Consider the following 19,547-nt stretch of genomic DNA (forward strand, 5'->3'; position numbering starts at 1 on the left):
AATTGAATTATATATGAATTAGCTGAGTTTCTTGAATTATGATCCTCTACAATTGCCCTTAATGTTATATTCCTATATCCATTTGCATAAACGTTCCTCAAATTAGGGATAGCATTGAATCTTCGCATTTTACGCAACAACTGATTAAGTTTATTTCCGTCGGTAGCATCTGTGATGATTAAACCTTTATTAATGCCATTTTGCAAAGGAAAATTATTATTTATTAATGTATTTTCAAATCTTTGAATTATAGTTTTCCAAGAATCATCAAAAATATCTTTTTCCGACAACTTTCTTATTTCTTACAGAAATAATACTTATGTCCGTCCTACTATTCAACCATAATAGGCAGTGTTTTAAAATCATTAGTTTATTATTTCTACTTATATGCGTATAACTATTTTAGCTCTTTTACTTAAAAATTCACCAGCATGAATTTCTTCACTCATTTTTAAATTATAATTTGCTTTGAGTGATCTTCGAAAACTAATTAAATCTTCAATAAATTGTTGCCATGCAAACTCGTGAATAACTAAAGCAGATAAAACAAAATATTTTGATGGAGAATTAACTGTCCCGCAATCTCCGCTTTCATCAACATACATTAGATACATAATTATCAGAATTTGAATATTAACTTTAATGCTTCAAACTTAACAATTTGTGACTTGAAAGGGAATTCTAATTCATATATATTTTTGACTAATATTAACTCCGTCCAAAAAGGGCAATCCTTGGCACAAATGGGAATAGGCTATTGTAGTATTTCTTGACCATATCTCTTTCCCTCTTTCTGGGATTACTATCCCGGTTCCTTATGTTTTTGGCAATGGCCTCAAATTCTGCTTTAAGTGTTAAAATTTGTTTTTTCTTTGGCCCAAATTCTGATTTAAGACGTTGATATAAATCCGGAGCCCCAAAGTAAATTTTTGCAAGGGTTGATTCTCTTAGATATTGGCTGCCTACTTTCTGGTTTGAAATATCTATTCCGGTTATTCTGCATTTTCTTATTGAGGTATGTGCAAGGGCATCCATTATTAGGGGTGTATTTGCACTTTCTGGTCTAATTTGGCATTGGATGTTATTATGGTGTTCTTGCACCAATTCAAAACCAATGAATCATTAATTATCTTATGGACATTTTCGCTGTGTTCTTGCACTGTTTTAAGATATTTATTCAATTCATTATTGAACTTGTTCCGGTTTCTTTCCTTACATTCAATTTTTAGGTTGGTCCAATATGTCGGATTTCTCCAATCCTTCAATTGAAAATAGAGATCCTGAGTTAAATTTTCCTCCCGGATAGTCCAGTCATTTATTATAACACCACTCCAAAGGAATGAGAGCATCTCTAGAGTTTGTCCATTGTTTCCAGGTCTGGTTAAGTCGGCAAGAGTTGAAAATTCCCATGTCATTAAGTCGATGCATTTTGGTTGCCTTACATTCCAAACGGAATATATCCTCATCCCTTTGGTAGTGTTTACCCTTGTCATAGATTTTAAAAGTGTACCAATCACGGACAATACATTTAAATTCGCTGGGGTCTTTTGTGCTATGTATTTAAAGTGTTCTGGGGGATTGCCCTTGCCAGAATGGATCATTAGGTTATTTACAATCTGGGTGGCTGAAAAAAGAAAGTCATAAAGGTTAATTCCAAATTCCAAATGATGGATTTTAGTCCGTTTTGGATCAATTCCGAATCTTTGGCAAATGTCCTGTATTGCCTCAAGTAGGTCGGCAAAGTTGAAATTGTTATAATTATGTTTTCCATCATTAAAGTATATATGAATAGAGCCAGATAGATAAATTTTGCCCCCTTTATAAATGTCAAAAAGTAAGTTTTTATACCTTGCTATGTATTCGGCCTTAATTCTTTTGTCTGGAACAAATTCCCCGGTTTCGTTATTCAACATACCAGGTTTTGAGAATACCAATCCACATTGTTCTAAATGTTCAAGACCTAAATATGTTATGTTTAACTTGATAAAATCAATCATCCTTTCTGAATTAACTGACTTCTGAAATGCAAGGATAAAAATCTGGTTTGGTCTTTGTTGGTCCGGGGGCAAAAACCCATGAAATAATCCATTTCGTAGGTATTGGCTGCCTGGACCAGACAAAAGAATGACTTTTTTCTTCCATTACTTTTATGATCCCCGTATAATACATTTTCGGAGCCTATTAGTCACCTTAATCCTGTAAATAATGTCTTTTCCCCTTGGATCCCATGCCTCGCACATTACTGTTGCGCCTTGACGTTTAAATCGTTCAATTCTTGGATTTGATAAAATGAAGTATTTAATTTTTAGTACATCCAAATTATTTACCAGATCATAAGTTCCTGGACGGTCTGGATTTTCTTTGTATTTCTGGATTATTGGGGAAGGCTGTTTCAGAATTTCTTAAGATCTTCCATGCTTTGATTCAATTTTTAGTAATGAATCCAATACCTCATCATGGCGAAATCTTATCCGGTCCCCAATCCTGTGTTTTTTCAGGATTCCTTTTTTAGACCAGTCATGTATGGTAGTATGACTTATTTTTAAGAGCTCGGATACCTCCCTGGCTGTTAGCCATTCCTTTGAAGTGATCTGTTTTTTCTGGGAATCCTTTATAAGGGACTCTACCCTTTGGGCCACACTGTCCACAAATGATTGGAGCTGGTCCGGTGTTAAAACAATTACTTGTGCCATTGAATAATTTTAGCACAAAAGAAATTTGTTTTATCGTGGGGGGGAATTAGTGGGGGATTTCCCTATTTTATTAAACTAATTATTGTTTTATCCTTTTCTTAACATAATTTCCCTTCACGGTTATGTTGCACTTTTGAAAAATGTCTTGCATATTTTTAATAGCATTTTTGGTATAGGGACTATTTTTAGCCTTCGTTCCTATATCCATTGCAGGAAAATATCTTCCAACTGAATCAGGATTAGGGTGTTTAATAATATATGCTATAAGTTTCTCAAGATCTACATCAGTTCCATTATTTTCCTTGATTCTTTCCCTTTAACAAATCAAAGATGCCTAATTCTTTCAGTACCAATAATGATGTGGGAATTGAACTATTTATATCTGTCAATACTACCGGTAATTCGAACTCATCATCAGATTTTAGCTGAGTGATTTTTATTAATTTTTCAAGGAATGGAATTTTTTCAGATGGTAATAAATTACCTGGGTATTGAATTAAATCCAGGCAAGATTCGAATAGTAACAGATTGGCTAATTCATCATTTAAATAATTGATTTTGTCTAATTTAGTTCGAAGTGTGTTTAACTTTTTTATACAATCTTGCCTCCATTCAAAAATTTCATAAACGTGTTTAACCTCATCTTCTATTTTCTTCAAAAGAGCCAAATCTTCTGTTCTCCAAGGAACTTTTGTAATTTTAAGATACCAAGTTATAAATTCTGCCTTATCATGCCATCCTAATTTTTTGAAAAATTCCATTTCAATTAAATCACTAAATGGAACATTTTCAAATTTTACCGTTACCCATCGTTTAGCCATTTTCGTTAGTGTCAGAGTTTGTAAAAAGATTACCAGACACTTTGACCAAAAGCAGAGTAATTTTTCCTGGAAAATGTTTGTCTATGTGTTATGGGTGTGGCTCCATTTCTAATATATTCAGCAACATTTAAAACCCTATCAATAGTTATGCTGTCTATTGTAGGATTAGTTTCCGATACTGGATTAGTTGAAACAAAAAAGCCAAATACCCTTTCTTTTATTCCACCCCTTCGTGTGGCAATGGTCAATTCGAGCATAATTCTGTCGCCTTGGTCCATAAATTAGATTGTTTGTGATTAATAAGAAAATTAGACATTTTTCGTTAGCATGTTGGATTAGTCTATTTTTTGTCTGGTTTTTATGACAAAATAGCAGTATTTTTATAAAAAAGCAAAAATATAGGAAAAATAATGAAAAACTATTTAGTTTTGAGTTCTTCTTTGAAAAAGGAATAAAAGAGACGAAGCAGAATCTTATTTTTAATCACCTGTGTTTACACGATTTTAAACCTACTAAATGTGGTTTGGTTTTTGCTATTAGTCTCATAGTAATGGTTAAAATTTAAAATTGTGTACTAAATGGACGATTCAAAATTGATTCTTGAAAGTCTGGATGACATGGAGCAAAGATTCGATTCTTTGGAGAAAAGGTTAGATAAAATAGATGGCAGCCTAAAAGACATATCTAAAAAAATTGATGCTATTTTTGAACATGTTCCGGTTAGTGAACAAAACAATGAAACGGTTCGAAAAATTAAAACATCACAAAAACCAGTAGTCACCAAAAGACCACATCATCCAGCCTAAAAGCTGTTTCCATCGAATGCGGAGTCAACGGCTTCTAAGTAGGACTTTAATCCATAGGTGTTTAATTGTACCTTACTTTTCAACCTTCCGGCTAAGTCTTCCATAAAAGTTTTAGCGGTATCTAAATCCCTACGCCCACAAGCCAGGAAATAACCAGCTTTGAATCTGGATTAATCCATATTATGCTATGTAATACGCAAATTTGAAAATCATATTATGCTAATTATAATATGTATCAAATTGTGAAACAACGAATTACTTAGGTTGAAATTTTTTGGGACGCAAAAGTAACAAAATTTTAATAAATATTTGAAAATAGTTTTTAACTTTATTGTTGAATAAGACGTTTACTGAATTTAATCATGGAATTGAATTATATAAATATAAAATTATTTGCAGACTGGTTGGTGCATCACTTCAACTATAATGGGCTAAGTATTTCGCCCCTCAAACTACAGAAAATTTTATATTATTCACAAGCATGGAATTTGGCATTTTAGACCACTCGTTATTTCATGATGCTCCTGAGGCTTGGTCGAACGGTCCAGTGTATAGGATTATTTGGGACGAGTACAAAATAAATTATCAGAGACATGAGCACATTGTTTTTAATTCGACTTATGATCTTGAAAATGAGTACAAAAGCAGGACAAGTAATCTTCAATTAAATGATGATCAGTTGGAGTTATTGCATTCGATACTTAAAAAAATATGGAGCACACTCTTCTGGTTATTTAGTTTTCCTTACTCATTCAGAACTGCCGTGGAATGAAGCAAGACAGAGTTGTCAGCCTTTTGAGATATGTAAAATACCAATTAATTTAGATACAATGAAAAACTATTATAAGTCATTGCTAAATGGAAAATCAAATTCATAAATGTCTCCCAGATATCAAATACCTGATGAAGATTTAAACGACATTAGTTTTCAATTGGGGAATCAAACATACCACAAAAGGCCTGAAAGTTTCTATCCTGTATTTTCATATAAATACTTAAATATAAAGTATATTAGAGATTATTGCTTTAATCATCCTGAATTTAATACATTAGAGTATAATAAGTATTTCCAAATTGTCAGAGAGTTGTCTCATTCATACCATTGGCGATTTAAATGAAGACGGCAAATATAAATTTAGAATTTCTAAGCACAACAAAAATTTGTTGAACTTAATAAAACAATTAATAGGCGGAAAATATTTAGTTGATGAGCAGATTCCCGAGTTTGGCCATTTCCATTTATCAGAAAATAAAAGAATTAATGGTGAGAAAACTAAGCGTCCAGTTATACATTTTTTGTTGGAGAAAAAGGCGTATTCCATGTGCTATTTTATGATCCTTTCCACACAATTCACTCCAACTGAGCATTAACCAGCCCCTTTTTCTTCAACTTCGTTTCAGCCGCTTTTTAACTGAAAGCGAGTTGGGCTTTGAATTTTCCTCCTTTAAGCCCTCCCAGCTTCCTTAAGCCAAAGGATCAGCATTTTTACCATCTTCCTTTACCTGGATTTCTCCGATAGCCAAATCCACTATACTTTTGGCTTACTTATTAAAGTCATTAGGTAACTTTGATTTTTCATATTCGCAAAGATATAACGGCATTCTAATTGGTCAAGCATGTGGCAAATGAAATAAATTCAAACTGAGGCACTACCTCATTTTCATTAAATTTATTTAAAAAACGCATTTACCGCCATTTCCTTAACAATTCTCTCTTTTGGCAGAATTATATATTTTAAAAACTACTTTCCGCAGTATGCCCTGTAATCTCCATTATGAACTTAGGGAGTATTTTCGATAAATACATATTGGTTGCAGCCGTTCTTCTTGCTGTATGAGTAGTTATAAGTTCAAATCTTCTAAATTGCAGTTCATTTGTGACTCCGGCTCTGGTTTCGATTATATGTTGACTGTCTGTAATTCCGGCCATTTGAGCAATGGATTTAATATACTTATTGACTTTTTGTTCTTCAATTTTTGGTGCGTGGAAATTGTACTTGCTTAAAAGTTTTCTCAATTTCGGACTGATAGGAATGATTACCCTTTTCTTAGTCTTTTGAGTAGGAATATCAATTTGGTCCCCATGAACGTATTCAGGTTTCAATCTTTTCAGATCACTAAACCTAAGAGCTGTATAACATCCCATTAAAAAAATATCCCTTGCCTTTTCATATCCTGGTTGATTATTAAGGTTCAAATTTTCAAGTTTGGCAACTTCATCAGGTGTCAAGGCAATATTGTCTATTTTACTGGATAAAGTTTTAAAAAAAGGTTCCCGGTGTACTTTGCAATTATGGAGCTTGTCAATTAAGGCCGCTTGAATAATAACCTTAAAGTGTTTGATCATTCGCCCTGTTGTATCTTGGGTATAGTTTTTTGACCGGAAAAACTGAGTAAAATCATCATATAGCCCTTGGCTAATATCTTCCCACTTAAAACGTGTATTCCGGACCTTTTCAAATTCAATCCATTGGGTTAAAAACCCTTTATAGTTTTTTATGGTAGGGTGGGAATACCTTTTCTTATATCCCGGCCCATGTTGAATGGTTTTATTTCCATTTGTAATTGCCCAAATAAAGTGTTCTGTATATTGCCTAATATATTGAAAGTTATTCTCGGATCTTGTTGCTTCTTTATTTTTTAAGGTTCCCTTGCCTGTGTTTTTAGTCCGGGATGATCTCAATGCGGTTTCGGCTAAATGTGTCCTCAATGCCTCGAAATCAATCTCTATCCTATTTATCTCTGAGTTTGAAATAAATGAATTGACTTCCTGGCAAATGTTGTCAAGAATGGTTTTGGTATTGGTTAACCTTGTTTCAATCGCTGGAATTTGACTTTTGAATTCCTTGATGAGTTTTTTATCGGTTGTGGGCCTTCCTGTTTTATTGTCCCACAATTCGGTATAAATGCTTTGAGCTGTTCCGAACTTAAATCGCTCCCCCGTTGATGTTGCACCTGTACTGGATAGAACTTTCTGAATTGGGTTCTGAAGTCTTTAAATAGAATTTATGATTCCTTGGTTTCATCCATTTCCCTTTCAAACTCTAATTTAATTAATATTTCTCAGGGGACGCTCCAGGGGACGCTTTTTCGTATTTAATTTGTCTGATCCTTATAAAGACATTTTAAAAAAGAATCATAAATAATTGATTATCAATCTAAATAAAAATCCCCTTATCCGCAAGAATAAGGGGAAATTCATGTTTTGAGGTCGAGAGCGGATTTGAACCGCTGTACAAGGTTTTGCAGACCTCTGCCTAGCCACTGGCCACCCGACCCTAAAGGGACCGCAAATCTAAGGATATTTATGAATTTCAGATTTATTTCCTGAAATAAATACCTCATGAATTAATATAAAATACAGATTATCAATTATTTATGCGTGTATATTTCAATGCCATTTGGGGGGTGGTGAAGTCCATTTGGTCATTTCCCCTCAATTCTATCTTATACCAGAATGTGGCAAACTCCAATTCAAACTGAATAGAATCACCTACGATCATGTATTTGAAGGATTGCTGATCATCGAGAAAATGTATGGAATCCTGCTCAAATTTAAGTTCCGCCGGACCTTCGGGTTTGCTGGCCCAGGAACCCTGAAGATTTTCAATGGTAAGAGGCCTTTTGTTTTGGCCACCTCCAGCCATGGAGCCTTCTTTGCAGGATGACATAACACTACAGTAAAATATGATGATGTAAATGATTCTCATTTCTTATTGAATTTAAGGCCAAAGTTAACAAATGGGTGCATATGAATAAGAGCTTCCTCGTGAACGATTTAAGCTCTTATTTCGATAAAACTAAAATCCAATTTGCTTGTTTCTTTTGCAGAGTGGAAATTACCCATTCATAGCTATTTTCATTTTCTTTTTGAATATAAACCCTTATGGATCAACCAGCTTTCGATTTTTAAACGCGATGTCGTCGATCTCAGTTTTGAAAAACCGGTACTGATTGATTTTGGGCTCCCTGGTGTGGTCCCTGTAAAGAACTTGGCTCCGGTCTTGGAATCACGAAACGGAAGATCAAGGAAAATGGGCTTTGGTTAAAATCAATACAGAAGTTGAACTGGACATTGCAGCTTATTTTAAGATCCAAAGTATTCCACATTGTAAACTTGTATATGAAGGAAAATAATCGATGAATTCACAGGTGCACAATCCAAAGAAACGATACGCCAATGGCTTGATAAAATTTTTAACTCCAAAAACGCTTTGGATCGAATTCGCTCCCTGGCCGAAAGTCCAAAACGCGATGAATTGGAACAGGATGCCAAAGCCATCGAAGACTGGATGCATATCGACTCTAGTTTAAAAAATAAAGCGGCTTTGCTTTTAGCGTCTGCCAAAACTAAAATATTGCAAAAAAATATTTCCACAGCGATAGAAGACATCATTGACGCTGTACACAAAGAACCTGCATTCCAAAATGAATTGCCCAGACGCGCCGGGATCCTTCTTTTATTTGTTAGGTCCGCAACATCCAATGAGTCTGGAGTACCGGAAGTTGTTTGATATGGCGATATATTAAGACTTAAGACTATCCCGACATGAAGAAACCTCTTATTAAAAAATCACTCGATGATGTCGGGAGGAAAAGGCTAAAGGAGTGATAAAGAACATATTACTTTTCCTGTTCAACTTTAGCTTACTTAAGGAAAGGCTTAATGTAAAAGACTAAAGGTTATAGAGACCAACTGCAAATTTTACATTTTTAATATTTCCTTTTATCCTTTTCTGGAAATAAAAAATATTAGATCCTAAATACAAATACATAGTAAATTTTGAATTACCTTACCTTCATAAGAAAGGGCTGAAGGTAAAAGACTAAAGGCTAAAGGTTGGAATACCATATTACCTTTACCTTTTTCCTTTTTCCTTTAGTCTTTAGCCTCAAGTATTTAGCCTTCTTCAAATGAACGTATTAGGATTAATGTCAGGCACTTCTCTCGATGGACTGGATATGGCTTTGATCCGGTTTAAAGAAACGGAAAAATTGCAGTTTGAATTTCTTGCGGCCAAAACCATTCCTTATACAGAAGAATGGAAATCAAAATTATCCAATGCATTTTATGCAGACCCTGATGCGATTCAGGAATTGGATAGGCTCTATGGTATTTGGTTGGCCGAACAAGTGTTAGTTTTCAAAGAGGAATTTAAATTGCCAATTGATCTGATCGGTTCTCACGGACATACTGTTTTTCACAGGCCCCATGAAGGTTTGACGCTCCAGATTGGATCCGGTCAAGAAATATATCGGCAAACAGGAATTCCGGTGGTTTGTAATTTCAGGCAGCAGGATGTGGCTTTAGGAGGCCAGGGGGCACCCTTGGTCCCCATTGGAGATGAAATGTTGTTTTCAGAATTTGATTTTTGTCTCAATTTGGGCGGTTTCTCCAATATTTCATGGAATGCGAATGGCCAAAGAGAAGCATGCGATTTAAGTCCCTGCAATATGTTGCTCAACAGTCTTAGTCAAAAATTGGGAAAAACCTTTGATGAAGGCGGTAAACTTGCGCAAACGGGGAAGATCCTAAATGATGTATTCAAAAAATGGAATGCACTGGGCTTTTACCAAATGCCTTTTCCCAAGAGCCTGGGCCGCGAATGGTATCTGCAAAACTTTGAAGCGGTTCATCTATTCGATAAATATGAAGTGATTGATTTGTTGCGAACGGCAGTAGAACATATCGCATTTCAAATTCATCATTTTATTGAAACACAAATTTCTAGGTTTCCAGAGAGGGGGACCTATCATGCGTCAGTCCTGTGCACTGGAGGTGGTGCGTACAATGATTTTTTATTGGAGCGATTGAATGCATTAAGTAAGACGGACTGGCACTACCACATTCCAAATTCTACTTTAATAGATTACAAAGAAGCTATGGTTTTTGCTTTATTGGCTTATTTGAAGTGGAATGATAGGGTCAATGTGTTGAGTAGCGTTACCGGGGCCTTGCACGATCATTCCAGTGGAGATGTTTATGAGGGTTTAAGCAGAATGACTTAAGGCTAAAGGGAAAAGGCTGAAGGATTTAATCAAAATGTGTACTAAATTTTTATTGGCTTATTGGAAATTTAATGATTAAACCTGAAACAAGTATCGTTTTATTCAAAAGTCTGCTAATTCATAGTTTGTGCTTCGTCCACCATGGGATTCCTTTCGCAAAATGCCTTTATCCATTAAATCCTTTATATCGCGCAAAGCGGTATCTGCTGAGCATTTTGCAATTTTTGCCCACTTGGAGGATTGTAATTTTCCGTCAAATCCGTCTAAGATTTTATTCAACACTAATCGTTGCCGTTCATTGAATCCGATGTTTTCATAAGTTCTCAAAATCAGTCTTTTTGATTACCTCTTGAACGGTAATTTTGGAGCCAGCAAAGCATTTTTAGGCAATGCAAAACCACATTAACCAGTCGGTGATGTCGCAGAGCTATGTTGTACTTTTGTAATATTTCATAATACTGTTTGCGTTCCACTACTATTTGGCTTGACATGCTGTAATAGCGTTCGGGTGTTCCGTCCGCACGAGCAAGCACTAAATCAGAGATCGCTCTGGCAATTCTTCCGTTACCATCATCAAATGGGTGAATGATGATAAACCAGAAGTGAGCTAACGCAGCTTTTAACACGGGGTCCATTTCGGATTTTGCATTGAACCATTTTAAAAATATTTCCATTTCTTTTTTGAGTACGTTAGCAGGAATGGCATCATAATGAACTTTTTCCTTTCCCATTGCTCCTGATACAATCTGCATCTCTCCTGTGCGATAGCGGCCAACAGCTATTTTGTGCATTCCGCTGTATCCTGTTGGAAAAAGCGACGAATGCCAACCAAATAGCCGCTTATGTGACAATGGCTGTTTATAATTTTGGGTGGCATCAAGCATCATTTCAACAATGCCTTCCACATTTCGATTGGAAGGAACAAGTCCAGCAATCTGCATACCTAATCTTCTTGCCATGGAGGAACGGACTTGGTTATAATCCACTTTTCCTCCTTCGATCTCTGATGACTTGATAACGTCAAGTGTTAAAGTAGCACGATTCGTTTCTTCTTTTGTTGCGAAACCTAGTAAATTCATCTGCCCGACAATTTTCCTTGCAGATTTCGACTTCACCAAATACGACATTTATCGCAGTTTCCCGCCAGGTAAAGTTTGGCCAGTTTTTGTTTTCGTATATATACTTTGTCATCTGCTGAGTCGTTTCTTGCGGTAAATATAAGAAATTATCTCCGCAAAAATGCGGCAAATATTGAATATTCTAAAGCACAAGCTTCTTCAGTAAATTTAGAAATTCAAACACTCAGGCTATATGCAAGCAAAAATGCAATCTGCAATTGTAAATCACATGACCAAAACCCGATGATGGATGGCGAAATCAATTTGAGCTACATATGGGTAGTCCTCCGAATGAAAAATGCAAGAATAAAATTCCCGTTGACAAAAAGACGAAATCATCTTTAGAACTAGTATAAAAAATGCTACATAAATTGGTAAGGAATGACTGTAAAGGAGCGTTGTTCAATTGATCTGTAATTGGTGGGTTCCAAATTTAAAAATCTGTCCAGTAGTAGAAGAACGGAGAATGATTTTCTCTTCATGATGGTTTTGTGTCGTGAACTTCTCCTATTCACGTATTTTGCTCCGATTTACTAAAACAATTTTATTCAAATTTCGATCTGCCGCCAGAAAGAAACCTTTTGTAGTTCTTATGGCTAAATTACAATAGTCATTGCATAAAAAAGAATCCTTTGGTGATTCACAACTGGTTAGAATGAAATAAATATAAATGCTATCAAGCAGTCAATAGGAGGAGTTTGAGGAATGTGGTATATTGATTTTCATTATTTTGCCTTTCCGATTTTTCTCTTTAGTCTTAAGACTTTTATTTAAAGTAGATTGTGTTTTTATTCAACATTTTTTTCGCCACAAAGGCTCAAAAACAGGAAGGACCACAAAGTTGTTTGATATTGGGTAGTAAATGATTGGGGACCTATAACGGGTAAATATTTATGACCATTATCGACAAACATCTAATTAAAAATCTGTCCAGTAGCCATCAATCTTCAACACGTCTTGATGCTCTTGAAGTGCTGGGGCAAGTTTCCATTATTAAATATTGCAACTTTATGGCCGGTTGATAAAATTTGGGTAAAATGTACCTTCGTCTGGAATTGAACTGTATGCTGCTATCGCATTTGTGTAAAACATAATTGGGATATTATCTTCATATTTACAATTAAAGAAGACATATTCACTGATATTATGGATATTATTTGGAAGTTATTTAATAAATTTAGATGATTTCATCCTCTGATAAAAAAAGGAAGAAGTCGTTTTGTCCTGCATGGTATGATTTTCGATAATTTTAGGGTAGTCAAAATTATACCAGGAAATCCAGCAGCAAAAAATAATTGTAAATATGGAATTGGTCGTTGTAATTTTTGAAAAATGATAATTCATAAAATTTACTTGTGTTAATTTTTCAAATAAATTGCCTAATCCCAAATAAATCATTGGAGATACACAGAATGTGAAAGCAATCATTTTAGTAGATGCAATTCCAAAGAACAAATAGATCAGTAGGATATTGAAAATGAGGCCAATTTTAACAGAATGCGTTTGAATTGAATTAAAAAGGATCACAATGCATAAAATGAGCAAGAAAGGGTCTACCTTATACATATCAAATGATTGATTAATATGCCACCAAAAATCACCTCCGTGATCTTCAATAATTTCGAAAAAATGTCTGGTATTTAATTTATTTTCAAATTGGCTGATTTTAGGAAAATTTGTGTTGATGTATATTTGCCAGGGTATAAATGTGAAAATAGACATTAACAAACTTAGCAAGAGGTCTCGATATTTGATCAAATTTATTTTTCCAAAGTTGTTAAGCCATAAAGATAGCCCCCAACCAGCATAGACCAATAATCCTGTGAGCCATTTATTCATTACCGCACATCCTGCAAATACACCAATTAAAATGATAAATATATTTCTTCTGTTTGCATTCGTTAATTTCTCATACTCTGTCCATGCCCAGATACTTGCTGTTACGTAAAATAAGAAGGCTATATCATTATGGTCAGTATGTATAAATCCAGCAGTAATTTCAAGCACAAAATGTGAAAATGAAAAGAAGAGAGCAGCAAAATATCCGACTTGTTTGTTTATATGTTGTTTACCAATCCTGTAAATGAAAGCAACAATAATTGTTGACATCAAGATACTTGGCAGTCGAAGACCAAATTCGGATATGCCAAATATTTTCATACTCAAAGCCATTTGCCAAAGGAATAAGGGCTGCTTATGTAACCAAATATGACCCTGTATCCAATTTGTTTCGTCATATGGAAGTATCGGGTTTTTATATAACATGGGCTTAAAGGGTTCTATCATCATGTTCTTTGCTACAAGTGCATGGAATTGTTCATCCCAATAAGTCAGATGCCCATCTAACAAGCCAACAAATAGTCTTAAGGCCAGTGCTCCGAGTAAAAGAAAAATGATACTTAGTTTTTGATATTTTTGAAATTGAAAAAGGCATAAACTCATTAACGAGAAAAAAATGCCAAAAAGGAGAGGTATCATTTGATTTTTTGAAAATGAATAGAATTTATCTGTTGGCATTTCTGTGATATAAAAAATGAGCCAATTTGTTAGTGTGAGTTACCGTTGTTCGAATTACGAAATTGCTATCAACGATTAAATATCGATTTAAGTAGTCCTGAATTAAGGAACTGGAAGAATCTCCTTTGACAATCTTGAAATATGTATTTCCACGTAATTCCTTAAAACCTGCAACCAATTGCGACATAGAATCTTCAGTAATGCCTAAGAATGTATTATCAGAAGAACGCAGAGAGATTTTATCGTCATGATGCTTTTGTATGGTGAACTTCTCCCATTCACCTATTTTATTGCGATTGGCTACAACAATATTATTCAAATTCCGATCTGCCGCAAGGAAGAATCCATTTGAAGTTCTAATCGCTAACTCGGAATAGTCATTATAGGGAAGCTCAGATTCTGGTCGTTCGCAACTTGTAAGTAGGAATGAAATAATAATTAAAACAAACAGGCGGCAAGTAGGCAAGTAGGAATGTAGGAATGTAGGATTGTAGGATTGTAGGATTGTAGGAATGTAGGAATGTAGGAATGTAGGAATGTAGGAATGTTCAAATTCATTTGTCAAAGTTAATTAAATTTTGATAAATTAAGTTCCTTGTAGAACTTATGACGAAGTTCTCAATGTTTTATTTTGTACTCATAAAAATCATTTTTATAATTGTTATAATTACTGTGAATGATGACTTATACCATTCGAGTAATTTCGAATTTTATATCATAGCATAATTGCAAGATTTATTTTCTCTGTTTATATAGAACCCTATATATTTGTGGTAAATCCAAAAAAATGCTTAAAGGAAAAATTGCGCTCGTTACCGGAGGAAGCCGTGGAATTGGTGCTTCCATTGCGGAGTGTCTCGCTAAAAATGGAGCTCATGTAGCTATTACTTACGTTTCTTCCCCGGATAAAGCTCAAGCTGTTGCCGAAAAATGCATGAGCTATGGCGTTCAGGCAAAAGCTATTTGTCCAATGCAGCTGTGCATACAGATGCTGAGCAATTGATTCAATCTGTAGTTGCAGATTTGGGTGGACTGGACATTCTTGTAAACAATGCTGGTATCACTAAAGACAATCTGATCCTTCGTATGACCGAAGAGCAATGGGATCAGGTCATCACTACCAATTTAAAATCCTGTTTTAATCTGACCAAATTTGCAGCCAAGCACATGATGCGCACACGTAGTGGATCTATCATCAATATTTCATCTGTTGTAGGTGTTTTTGGTAATGCCGGTCAATCAAATTACGCCGCTTCAAAAGCAGGCATGATCGGTTTTACAAAAAGTATGGCTAAAGAACTTTCTTCCCGCAACATCCGCTGCAATGCACTGGCTCCCGGGTTCATCGAAACGGAAATGACGCATGTGCTTGATGAAAAAACCAAAGAGGCTTTTATGAAAGCAATTCCTTTGGGCCGTCTTGCAAAACCCGAAGAAGTTGCAGATGCTGTGTTATTCCTCGCTTCTGATATGTCGTGTTATATTACCGGACAGGTCTTGAGTGTTTGTGGGGGGATGAACATGTAAAAGATCAAATTCAAACAAGTTTCTTTTGCATTCCAGTTTATACCCAGCATATCCAAATGCAATGAGGATCAAAAAGGATAGGCTATACTGGACGAGGGATTCAATTTTAAAAAAAGGTATAGATGCCTGGAATGAATACAACTGTTAGTACTGTAGCCAACAACCACATGGTCATTTTAAGTATCGGATAAGGGATCGGATATTTTTTTTGCCCCTGATAGTAAGCCATGGCACAAATGAATAAATAAGCTGTAAGATTTGCATAGGCAGCCGAACTGTTGCCCAGATAGGGTATCAAAAGGACGTTTAAAACCAACATCAGCAACATTCCGAATACACTCACAATGGCCATCAAACGGTTGTTATCAGACAATTTATACCAACTCGAAAAGTTGGAATACAATCCCATGAAGATATTGGCCAACAAAAGAATATTTACCAAAAATAATTCGTCCCTAAAATTTTTATCAAGCAATTTAGCAAACACATCAATAAATAATCCCATCACGAGGTATATAAAACAACACGCGATGATAAAATACAAAGACAATCTTGCAAAAAGTTGCGGAGCCTGATCTTGTTTTGCATGACGAAAGAAAAAGGTTCGGCTGCATAATTGAATGCAGTCACAAACAAATTCATAATGACGGCAAGTCGCATGGCTGCGTTGAAACTACTACTGGCTTCGAGGTTTTGTAAAGCATCTCCCGGAAGAAAGTATTTAAGTATACTTGTAGCCCCGTATTGGATCACAATAAAAGAAAGAGTGACGATGATTAAAGGAGAAACGTATTTCAAGAGTCGATTACAGATTTTCCAATCGGCGATGGTAAACGCATTCTTGATTTCTGGCAGCAGCAAAATGAGTGTCAAAGCACTTCCTATCAAATTAGCCAGCAATACCCAATATAAATTTTCAACAGCTGTTCCCCAAATTCATTTAAAAAAATACAACAAGAGAATGATGTTTAAAAGCAATCCGGAGAGTTTGATCCAGGCATAACGTAGGGGCCTTTTATCATAACGTAGTTTGGCAAAGGGCAAGGCACTCAAAACGTCCAATACAGTGATTCCCGCTGCCAGAAATATTAAGTTTTGTAATTGTGGATAATGTAATCCATAATTGATGACATCTAATCCAAAATAAGCAGCAAGCAGGAAGAGCCCACAAACCATCCAAACAAGCTGGCTGGCTACCGGATAAATTTTAGTTGCAAATGTTTCATCAGAAGCAAATCTAAAAAACCCGTTTCCATACGTAAACCCAGAATTCCTAGAAAAAGCGCAATAAAAAAGTACAATTCACTGTATATCGAAAAATAGGCTCTTTCGTCTGAAAACACACGTGTCAGGTATACGGTAACCAGTAAAAAATTGAGCAAACGGCCAAGCGAATAGCTTAAACCATAGATCATGGTTTCCTTTGCGAGACTTTTTAAACCGGACACAGCTGCAAAGCTCATAAAAATCAGGTACATACATAGTATCAAAAGCCATATTTAATCAATTAACTCCCATGACTTAATTTTGGCCAGACAAAAAGAAATGGCAGAATTCGATTTGCTTCAAAAAATATGTAAAGTACCGGGGGCTCCCGGCTTCGAACAGCGCATCCGTTCATTCCTCATGAGCACTCTTGAAAAAGATGTGGATGACATGCGGACAGATGCCATGGGTAACCTGATTACCTTTCACAAAGGGCACAGTCGAAAAAAACTTCTGTTGACCGCTCACATGGATGAAATCGCATTCATCGTTCAACATATTGATGATGAAGGTTTTATTCGCTTTCTTCCACTCGGGGGCTTTGATCCAAAGACACTAACCGCCCAAAGAGTGATCATCCACGGCAAAGAAGATATCCACGGGGTCATGGGAAGTAAACCTCTTCATATCATGAATGCAGAGGAAAGGGCAAAAGCTCCATCCTTAAAAGACTTCTTTATCGATACAGGTTTAACGAAAGCTGAAGTAGTCGGGAAAATTCAAATTGGAGATCCTATAACCCGTGAACGCGAAATGATCCGAATGGGAAAATGTATAAATTGTAAATCACTCGATAATCGGGTATCTGTTTATATTTTGGTCGAACTCATGAAAAAACTGAAAAAGACCAAAGCGCCTCTGGATGTGTATGCTGTATTTACGGTACAGGAAGAAGTAGGGAGCCGGGGATCTATGATCGCGGCCAACAGCATCGCACCGGATGTAGCCATCAACATTGATACGACCATCGCTTATGATGTACCCGGAGCCCAATCTCACGAATATATCACCAAACTGGGCAATGGCGTTGCTATTAAACTTTTTGACAGTAGTGTGATCCCTGATTATCGAATGGTTCAATTTTTAAAATCTGCTGCAGAGAAAAATAAAATACCCTGGCAAGCAGAATTGCTAACAGGTGGTGGTACAGATACTGCATCAGTGCAACGTGCAGGAAATGGAACCATTGCAGGTGCCATTTCTATTCCCACTAGACATATTCATCAGGTCATTGAAATGGTGCATGAAGATGATATCGACGCTGCGGTTCGATTATTGGAAGCAGCAGTGCAAGAACTCGAAAATTATTCATTTGAATTTAAATACGATACATAAAAACGAAACTATGTGGAAAGAAAGTAGTAACAAATTAAAATCAAGTTTTGAATTTAGAGATTTCGGAGAGGCATTTGCTTTTATGACCGAAGTCGCATTTCAAGCAGAAAAACTCAATCATCATCCTGATTGGAAAAATTCATGGAATAAAGTCGACATCGTATTAACAACGCACGATGCCGGCGATACTGTTACAGAAAAAGATCATAGAATGGCAGGAGAGATCGATCGCATTTATAAAAAATATTCTAAACATTGATCGGCTTTCATTTTTTCGTTGTTTAACAGATGCTAAATCCGATACCGTCTAAACTTCCTCAAGCAGGGCTTTCCATTTTTGCGAAAATGACAGCTCTGGCGCAACAGTATCAGGCCATCAACCTCGCTCAGGGTTTTCCTGATTTCGCACCACCCGAACAACTTTTTCAATTTTTAAATGAAGCTGTTGAATCCGGTTTTAATCAATATGCCCCAATGCCGGGATTGCTCATGTTGCGCCAACAAATAGCAAGTCGTTTGGAAAATCGATACCAACTCAAAGCGAATATAGATGATGATATTACCGTTACCGCAGGTGCCACGCAAGCAATCTATACGATTATTAGCGCTTTCATTCGTCCCGGTGATAAAGTATTGATTTTTGAACCTGCTTATGATTCTTATGGACCTGCAGTCCTGGTCAACGGGGTCAGCCAGTTTACCTCCGACTCGAATTACCAGATTTTTTCGATTCCATGGACGCAGCTTGAATCAATGTTGCAAAAGGGAAAAATCCGGATGATTCTGATCAACAATCCTCACAATCCTGCAGGAAGAATACTGCATCAAGAAGATATGCTGAGATTCGAAAAACTAGCAGTACAATATGATGTCTTGTGGGTATGGGATGAAGTTTATGATATGTTGGTTTTTGATAGCAAGCCACATTGGAGTGCATTGCATTATCCTGAGATCATGAAATCTTCTATTGTTACATTTTCAATGGGTAAAACTTTACACAATACTGGTTGGAAAATAGGATATACGATTGCAAAAGCCGAACTCACTAAAGAAATCCGCAAAGTCCACCAGTTCTTAGTCTTTAGCGTAAACACGCCGGCACAATATGCAATTGCAAAATTTATGGAATCCTATCCCGAATTTATCAACGAACTTCCACAATTTTATCAGCACAAAAGAGATTTCTTTTTTAAAGAAATGAAACATCCAGATTTTGAGTGGTTGCCCTGCGAAGGAAGTTATTTTGCACTTGCGCGATTTAAAAATCCGGAGCAATTAAGTGATGCCGTTTTTGCCGAACAACTTGTTGCCAATAAAAAAGTGGCAACGATTCCCATTTCTGCATTTTATCACGATGGGTATGATCCGGGCATTGTAAGATTTTGTTTTGCAAAGAAGGAAGATACGATTAAGGAAGCTGCGACGCAGTTGCTAAAATAATCCACCTCACCCCCG

At 35.9% G+C, this 19,547-nt stretch carries 23 protein-coding genes, 1 tRNA gene and 2 pseudogenes; 9 read left to right on the forward strand and 17 right to left on the reverse strand.

The genetic code is table 11. The features are described 5' to 3' along the window. Positions 1-383: 383 nt before the first annotated feature. The 6 genes from IPM92_16825 to IPM92_16850 form a co-directional block, all read right to left on the reverse strand. The gene (locus IPM92_16825; GenBank protein ID MBK9109977.1) at positions 384-605 is read right to left on the reverse strand and encodes a DUF3800 domain-containing protein; all 222 of its coding nucleotides are present in this window, start codon (positions 603-605) and stop codon (positions 384-386) included. Between the two features lie 103 nt (positions 606-708). Continuing rightward, the gene (locus IPM92_16830) at positions 709-1,035 is read right to left on the reverse strand and encodes a hypothetical protein (protein ID MBK9109978.1); all 327 of its coding nucleotides are present in this window, start codon (positions 1,033-1,035) and stop codon (positions 709-711) included. A gap of 2 nt (positions 1,036-1,037) precedes the next feature. Further along, complete coding sequence (locus IPM92_16835; protein MBK9109979.1) at positions 1,038-1,997, reverse strand: hypothetical protein; 960 nt, start codon at positions 1,995-1,997, stop codon at positions 1,038-1,040. 405 nt (positions 1,998-2,402) lie between these two features. Further along, positions 2,403-2,693, reverse strand: coding sequence for a helix-turn-helix domain-containing protein (locus IPM92_16840; protein ID MBK9109980.1), 291 nt, complete (start codon positions 2,691-2,693; stop codon positions 2,403-2,405). 293 nt (positions 2,694-2,986) lie between these two features. Then, complete coding sequence (locus IPM92_16845; protein MBK9109981.1) at positions 2,987-3,514, reverse strand: hypothetical protein; 528 nt, start codon at positions 3,512-3,514, stop codon at positions 2,987-2,989. 29 nt (positions 3,515-3,543) lie between these two features. Continuing rightward, complete coding sequence (locus tag IPM92_16850) at positions 3,544-3,792, reverse strand: hypothetical protein (GenBank protein ID MBK9109982.1); 249 nt, start codon at positions 3,790-3,792, stop codon at positions 3,544-3,546. Between the two features lie 300 nt (positions 3,793-4,092). On the opposite strand from IPM92_16850, the gene IPM92_16855 reads away from it, so the two are divergent. Both IPM92_16855 and IPM92_16860 read left to right on the forward strand, forming a co-directional pair. Next, positions 4,093-4,320, forward strand: coding sequence for a hypothetical protein (locus IPM92_16855; protein MBK9109983.1), 228 nt, complete (start codon positions 4,093-4,095; stop codon positions 4,318-4,320). 481 nt (positions 4,321-4,801) lie between these two features. Then, positions 4,802-5,092: a DUF4065 domain-containing protein gene (locus tag IPM92_16860; protein MBK9109984.1), complete on the forward strand. Its 291-nt coding sequence runs from the start codon at positions 4,802-4,804 to the stop codon at positions 5,090-5,092. A 963-nt stretch (positions 5,093-6,055) separates the two neighbouring features. Here the strand turns inward: IPM92_16860 and IPM92_16865 are convergent. The 3 genes from IPM92_16865 to IPM92_16875 form a co-directional block, all read right to left on the reverse strand. After that, positions 6,056-7,030: a tyrosine-type recombinase/integrase gene (locus IPM92_16865; protein ID MBK9109985.1), complete on the reverse strand. Its 975-nt coding sequence runs from the start codon at positions 7,028-7,030 to the stop codon at positions 6,056-6,058. Between the two features lie 498 nt (positions 7,031-7,528). Next, positions 7,529-7,598, reverse strand: a tRNA-Cys gene (locus tag IPM92_16870). Positions 7,599-7,688: 90 nt separating this feature from the next. Beyond that, positions 7,689-8,030 (reverse strand): hypothetical protein, encoded by a 342-nt coding sequence (locus tag IPM92_16875; protein ID MBK9109986.1) that lies wholly within the window; start codon positions 8,028-8,030, stop codon positions 7,689-7,691. Positions 8,031-8,132: 102 nt separating this feature from the next. Here IPM92_16875 and IPM92_16880 point away from each other — a divergent pair, with 102 nt between their 5' ends. The 3 genes from IPM92_16880 (at position 8,133) to IPM92_16890 (ending at position 10,329) form a co-directional block, all read left to right on the forward strand. Then, positions 8,133-8,369 (forward strand): hypothetical protein, encoded by a 237-nt coding sequence (locus IPM92_16880; protein MBK9109987.1) that lies wholly within the window; start codon positions 8,133-8,135, stop codon positions 8,367-8,369. Positions 8,370-8,534: 165 nt separating this feature from the next. Next, the gene (locus IPM92_16885) at positions 8,535-8,834 is read left to right on the forward strand and encodes a hypothetical protein (GenBank protein ID MBK9109988.1); all 300 of its coding nucleotides are present in this window, start codon (positions 8,535-8,537) and stop codon (positions 8,832-8,834) included. A 400-nt stretch (positions 8,835-9,234) separates the two neighbouring features. Then, entirely contained in the window at positions 9,235-10,329 is a 1,095-nt protein-coding gene (locus IPM92_16890) for an anhydro-N-acetylmuramic acid kinase (GenBank protein MBK9109989.1), read from the forward strand. 102 nt (positions 10,330-10,431) lie between these two features. Here IPM92_16890 and IPM92_16895 read toward each other — a convergent pair. The 4 genes and pseudogenes from IPM92_16895 to IPM92_16910 form a co-directional block, all read right to left on the reverse strand. Beyond that, positions 10,432-10,629, reverse strand: a pseudogene (locus IPM92_16895) (DUF4172 domain-containing protein). Positions 10,630-10,658: 29 nt separating this feature from the next. After that, complete coding sequence (locus IPM92_16900; protein ID MBK9109990.1) at positions 10,659-11,456, reverse strand: Fic family protein; 798 nt, start codon at positions 11,454-11,456, stop codon at positions 10,659-10,661. A gap of 1,155 nt (positions 11,457-12,611) precedes the next feature. After that, positions 12,612-13,964, reverse strand: a complete 1,353-nt coding sequence (locus tag IPM92_16905) for a glycosyltransferase family 39 protein (GenBank protein ID MBK9109991.1) — start codon at positions 13,962-13,964, stop codon at positions 12,612-12,614. Continuing rightward, positions 13,951-14,529 (reverse strand): hypothetical protein, encoded by a 579-nt coding sequence (locus tag IPM92_16910; GenBank protein MBK9109992.1) that lies wholly within the window; start codon positions 14,527-14,529, stop codon positions 13,951-13,953. The genes IPM92_16905 and IPM92_16910 overlap by 14 nt, the downstream gene beginning before the upstream one ends. Before the next feature lie 222 nt (positions 14,530-14,751). Between IPM92_16910 and fabG the strand changes: the two are divergent. After that, positions 14,752-15,491, forward strand: a pseudogene (gene fabG, locus IPM92_16915) (3-oxoacyl-[acyl-carrier-protein] reductase). A gap of 106 nt (positions 15,492-15,597) precedes the next feature. Here fabG and IPM92_16920 read toward each other — a convergent pair. The 4 genes from IPM92_16920 to IPM92_16935 are packed head-to-tail and all read right to left on the reverse strand — an operon-like array spanning position 15,598 to position 16,981. Further along, the gene (locus IPM92_16920; GenBank protein ID MBK9109993.1) at positions 15,598-15,996 is read right to left on the reverse strand and encodes a polysaccharide biosynthesis C-terminal domain-containing protein; all 399 of its coding nucleotides are present in this window, start codon (positions 15,994-15,996) and stop codon (positions 15,598-15,600) included. Beyond that, a complete protein-coding gene (locus tag IPM92_16925) occupies positions 15,996-16,391 on the reverse strand; it encodes a hypothetical protein (protein ID MBK9109994.1) in 396 nt (131 codons plus the stop codon). Before IPM92_16925 ends, IPM92_16920 begins: the two co-directional genes overlap by 1 nt. Before the next feature lie 36 nt (positions 16,392-16,427). Then, on the reverse strand, positions 16,428-16,667 hold the full coding sequence (locus IPM92_16930) for a hypothetical protein (GenBank protein MBK9109995.1): 240 nt from the start codon (positions 16,665-16,667) through the stop codon (positions 16,428-16,430). Positions 16,668-16,684: 17 nt separating this feature from the next. After that, complete coding sequence (locus IPM92_16935; GenBank protein ID MBK9109996.1) at positions 16,685-16,981, reverse strand: hypothetical protein; 297 nt, start codon at positions 16,979-16,981, stop codon at positions 16,685-16,687. A gap of 55 nt (positions 16,982-17,036) precedes the next feature. On the opposite strand from IPM92_16935, the gene IPM92_16940 reads away from it, so the two are divergent. From IPM92_16940 to IPM92_16950, 3 genes are read left to right on the forward strand one after another with little or no spacing between them, the layout of a single operon-like run. Further along, the gene (locus IPM92_16940) at positions 17,037-18,092 is read left to right on the forward strand and encodes a M42 family metallopeptidase (protein MBK9109997.1); all 1,056 of its coding nucleotides are present in this window, start codon (positions 17,037-17,039) and stop codon (positions 18,090-18,092) included. A 10-nt stretch (positions 18,093-18,102) separates the two neighbouring features. Further along, on the forward strand, positions 18,103-18,351 hold the full coding sequence (locus tag IPM92_16945; protein ID MBK9109998.1) for a 4a-hydroxytetrahydrobiopterin dehydratase: 249 nt from the start codon (positions 18,103-18,105) through the stop codon (positions 18,349-18,351). A gap of 29 nt (positions 18,352-18,380) precedes the next feature. After that, entirely contained in the window at positions 18,381-19,532 is a 1,152-nt protein-coding gene (locus IPM92_16950; protein MBK9109999.1) for an aminotransferase class I/II-fold pyridoxal phosphate-dependent enzyme, read from the forward strand. Positions 19,533-19,547 lie beyond the last annotated feature (15 nt).

The sequence above is a fragment of the Saprospiraceae bacterium genome (genome assembly GCA_016719615.1).
In the GTDB taxonomy this organism is placed as follows: Bacteria; Bacteroidota; Bacteroidia; order Chitinophagales; family Saprospiraceae; genus Vicinibacter.

Bases quoted from the DNA above. Each gene is read 5' to 3' on its own strand.
- IPM92_16825 (MBK9109977.1), bottom strand. From the start codon at position 605: ATGTATGTTGATGAAAGCGGAGATTGCGGGACAGTTAATTCTCCATCA.
- IPM92_16830 (MBK9109978.1), bottom strand. From the start codon at position 1,035: ATGGATGCCCTTGCACATACCTCAATAAGAAAATGCAGAATAACCGGA.
- IPM92_16835 (MBK9109979.1), bottom strand. From the start codon at position 1,997: ATGATTGATTTTATCAAGTTAAACATAACATATTTAGGTCTTGAACAT.
- IPM92_16840 (MBK9109980.1), bottom strand. From the start codon at position 2,693: ATGGCACAAGTAATTGTTTTAACACCGGACCAGCTCCAATCATTTGTG.
- IPM92_16845 (MBK9109981.1), bottom strand. From the start codon at position 3,514: ATGGCTAAACGATGGGTAACGGTAAAATTTGAAAATGTTCCATTTAGT.
- IPM92_16850 (MBK9109982.1), bottom strand. From the start codon at position 3,792: ATGGACCAAGGCGACAGAATTATGCTCGAATTGACCATTGCCACACGA.
- IPM92_16855 (MBK9109983.1), top strand. From the start codon at position 4,093: ATGGACGATTCAAAATTGATTCTTGAAAGTCTGGATGACATGGAGCAA.
- IPM92_16860 (MBK9109984.1), top strand. From the start codon at position 4,802: ATGGAATTTGGCATTTTAGACCACTCGTTATTTCATGATGCTCCTGAG.
- IPM92_16875 (MBK9109986.1), bottom strand. From the start codon at position 8,030: ATGAGAATCATTTACATCATCATATTTTACTGTAGTGTTATGTCATCC.
- IPM92_16890 (MBK9109989.1), top strand. From the start codon at position 9,235: ATGAACGTATTAGGATTAATGTCAGGCACTTCTCTCGATGGACTGGAT.
- IPM92_16900 (MBK9109990.1), bottom strand. From the start codon at position 11,456: ATGTCGTATTTGGTGAAGTCGAAATCTGCAAGGAAAATTGTCGGGCAG.
- IPM92_16905 (MBK9109991.1), bottom strand. From the start codon at position 13,964: ATGCCAACAGATAAATTCTATTCATTTTCAAAAAATCAAATGATACCT.
- IPM92_16920 (MBK9109993.1), bottom strand. From the start codon at position 15,996: ATGGGATTATTTATTGATGTGTTTGCTAAATTGCTTGATAAAAATTTT.
- IPM92_16930 (MBK9109995.1), bottom strand. From the start codon at position 16,667: ATGGTTTGTGGGCTCTTCCTGCTTGCTGCTTATTTTGGATTAGATGTC.
- IPM92_16940 (MBK9109997.1), top strand. From the start codon at position 17,037: ATGGCAGAATTCGATTTGCTTCAAAAAATATGTAAAGTACCGGGGGCT.
- IPM92_16945 (MBK9109998.1), top strand. From the start codon at position 18,103: ATGTGGAAAGAAAGTAGTAACAAATTAAAATCAAGTTTTGAATTTAGA.
- IPM92_16950 (MBK9109999.1), top strand. From the start codon at position 18,381: ATGCTAAATCCGATACCGTCTAAACTTCCTCAAGCAGGGCTTTCCATT.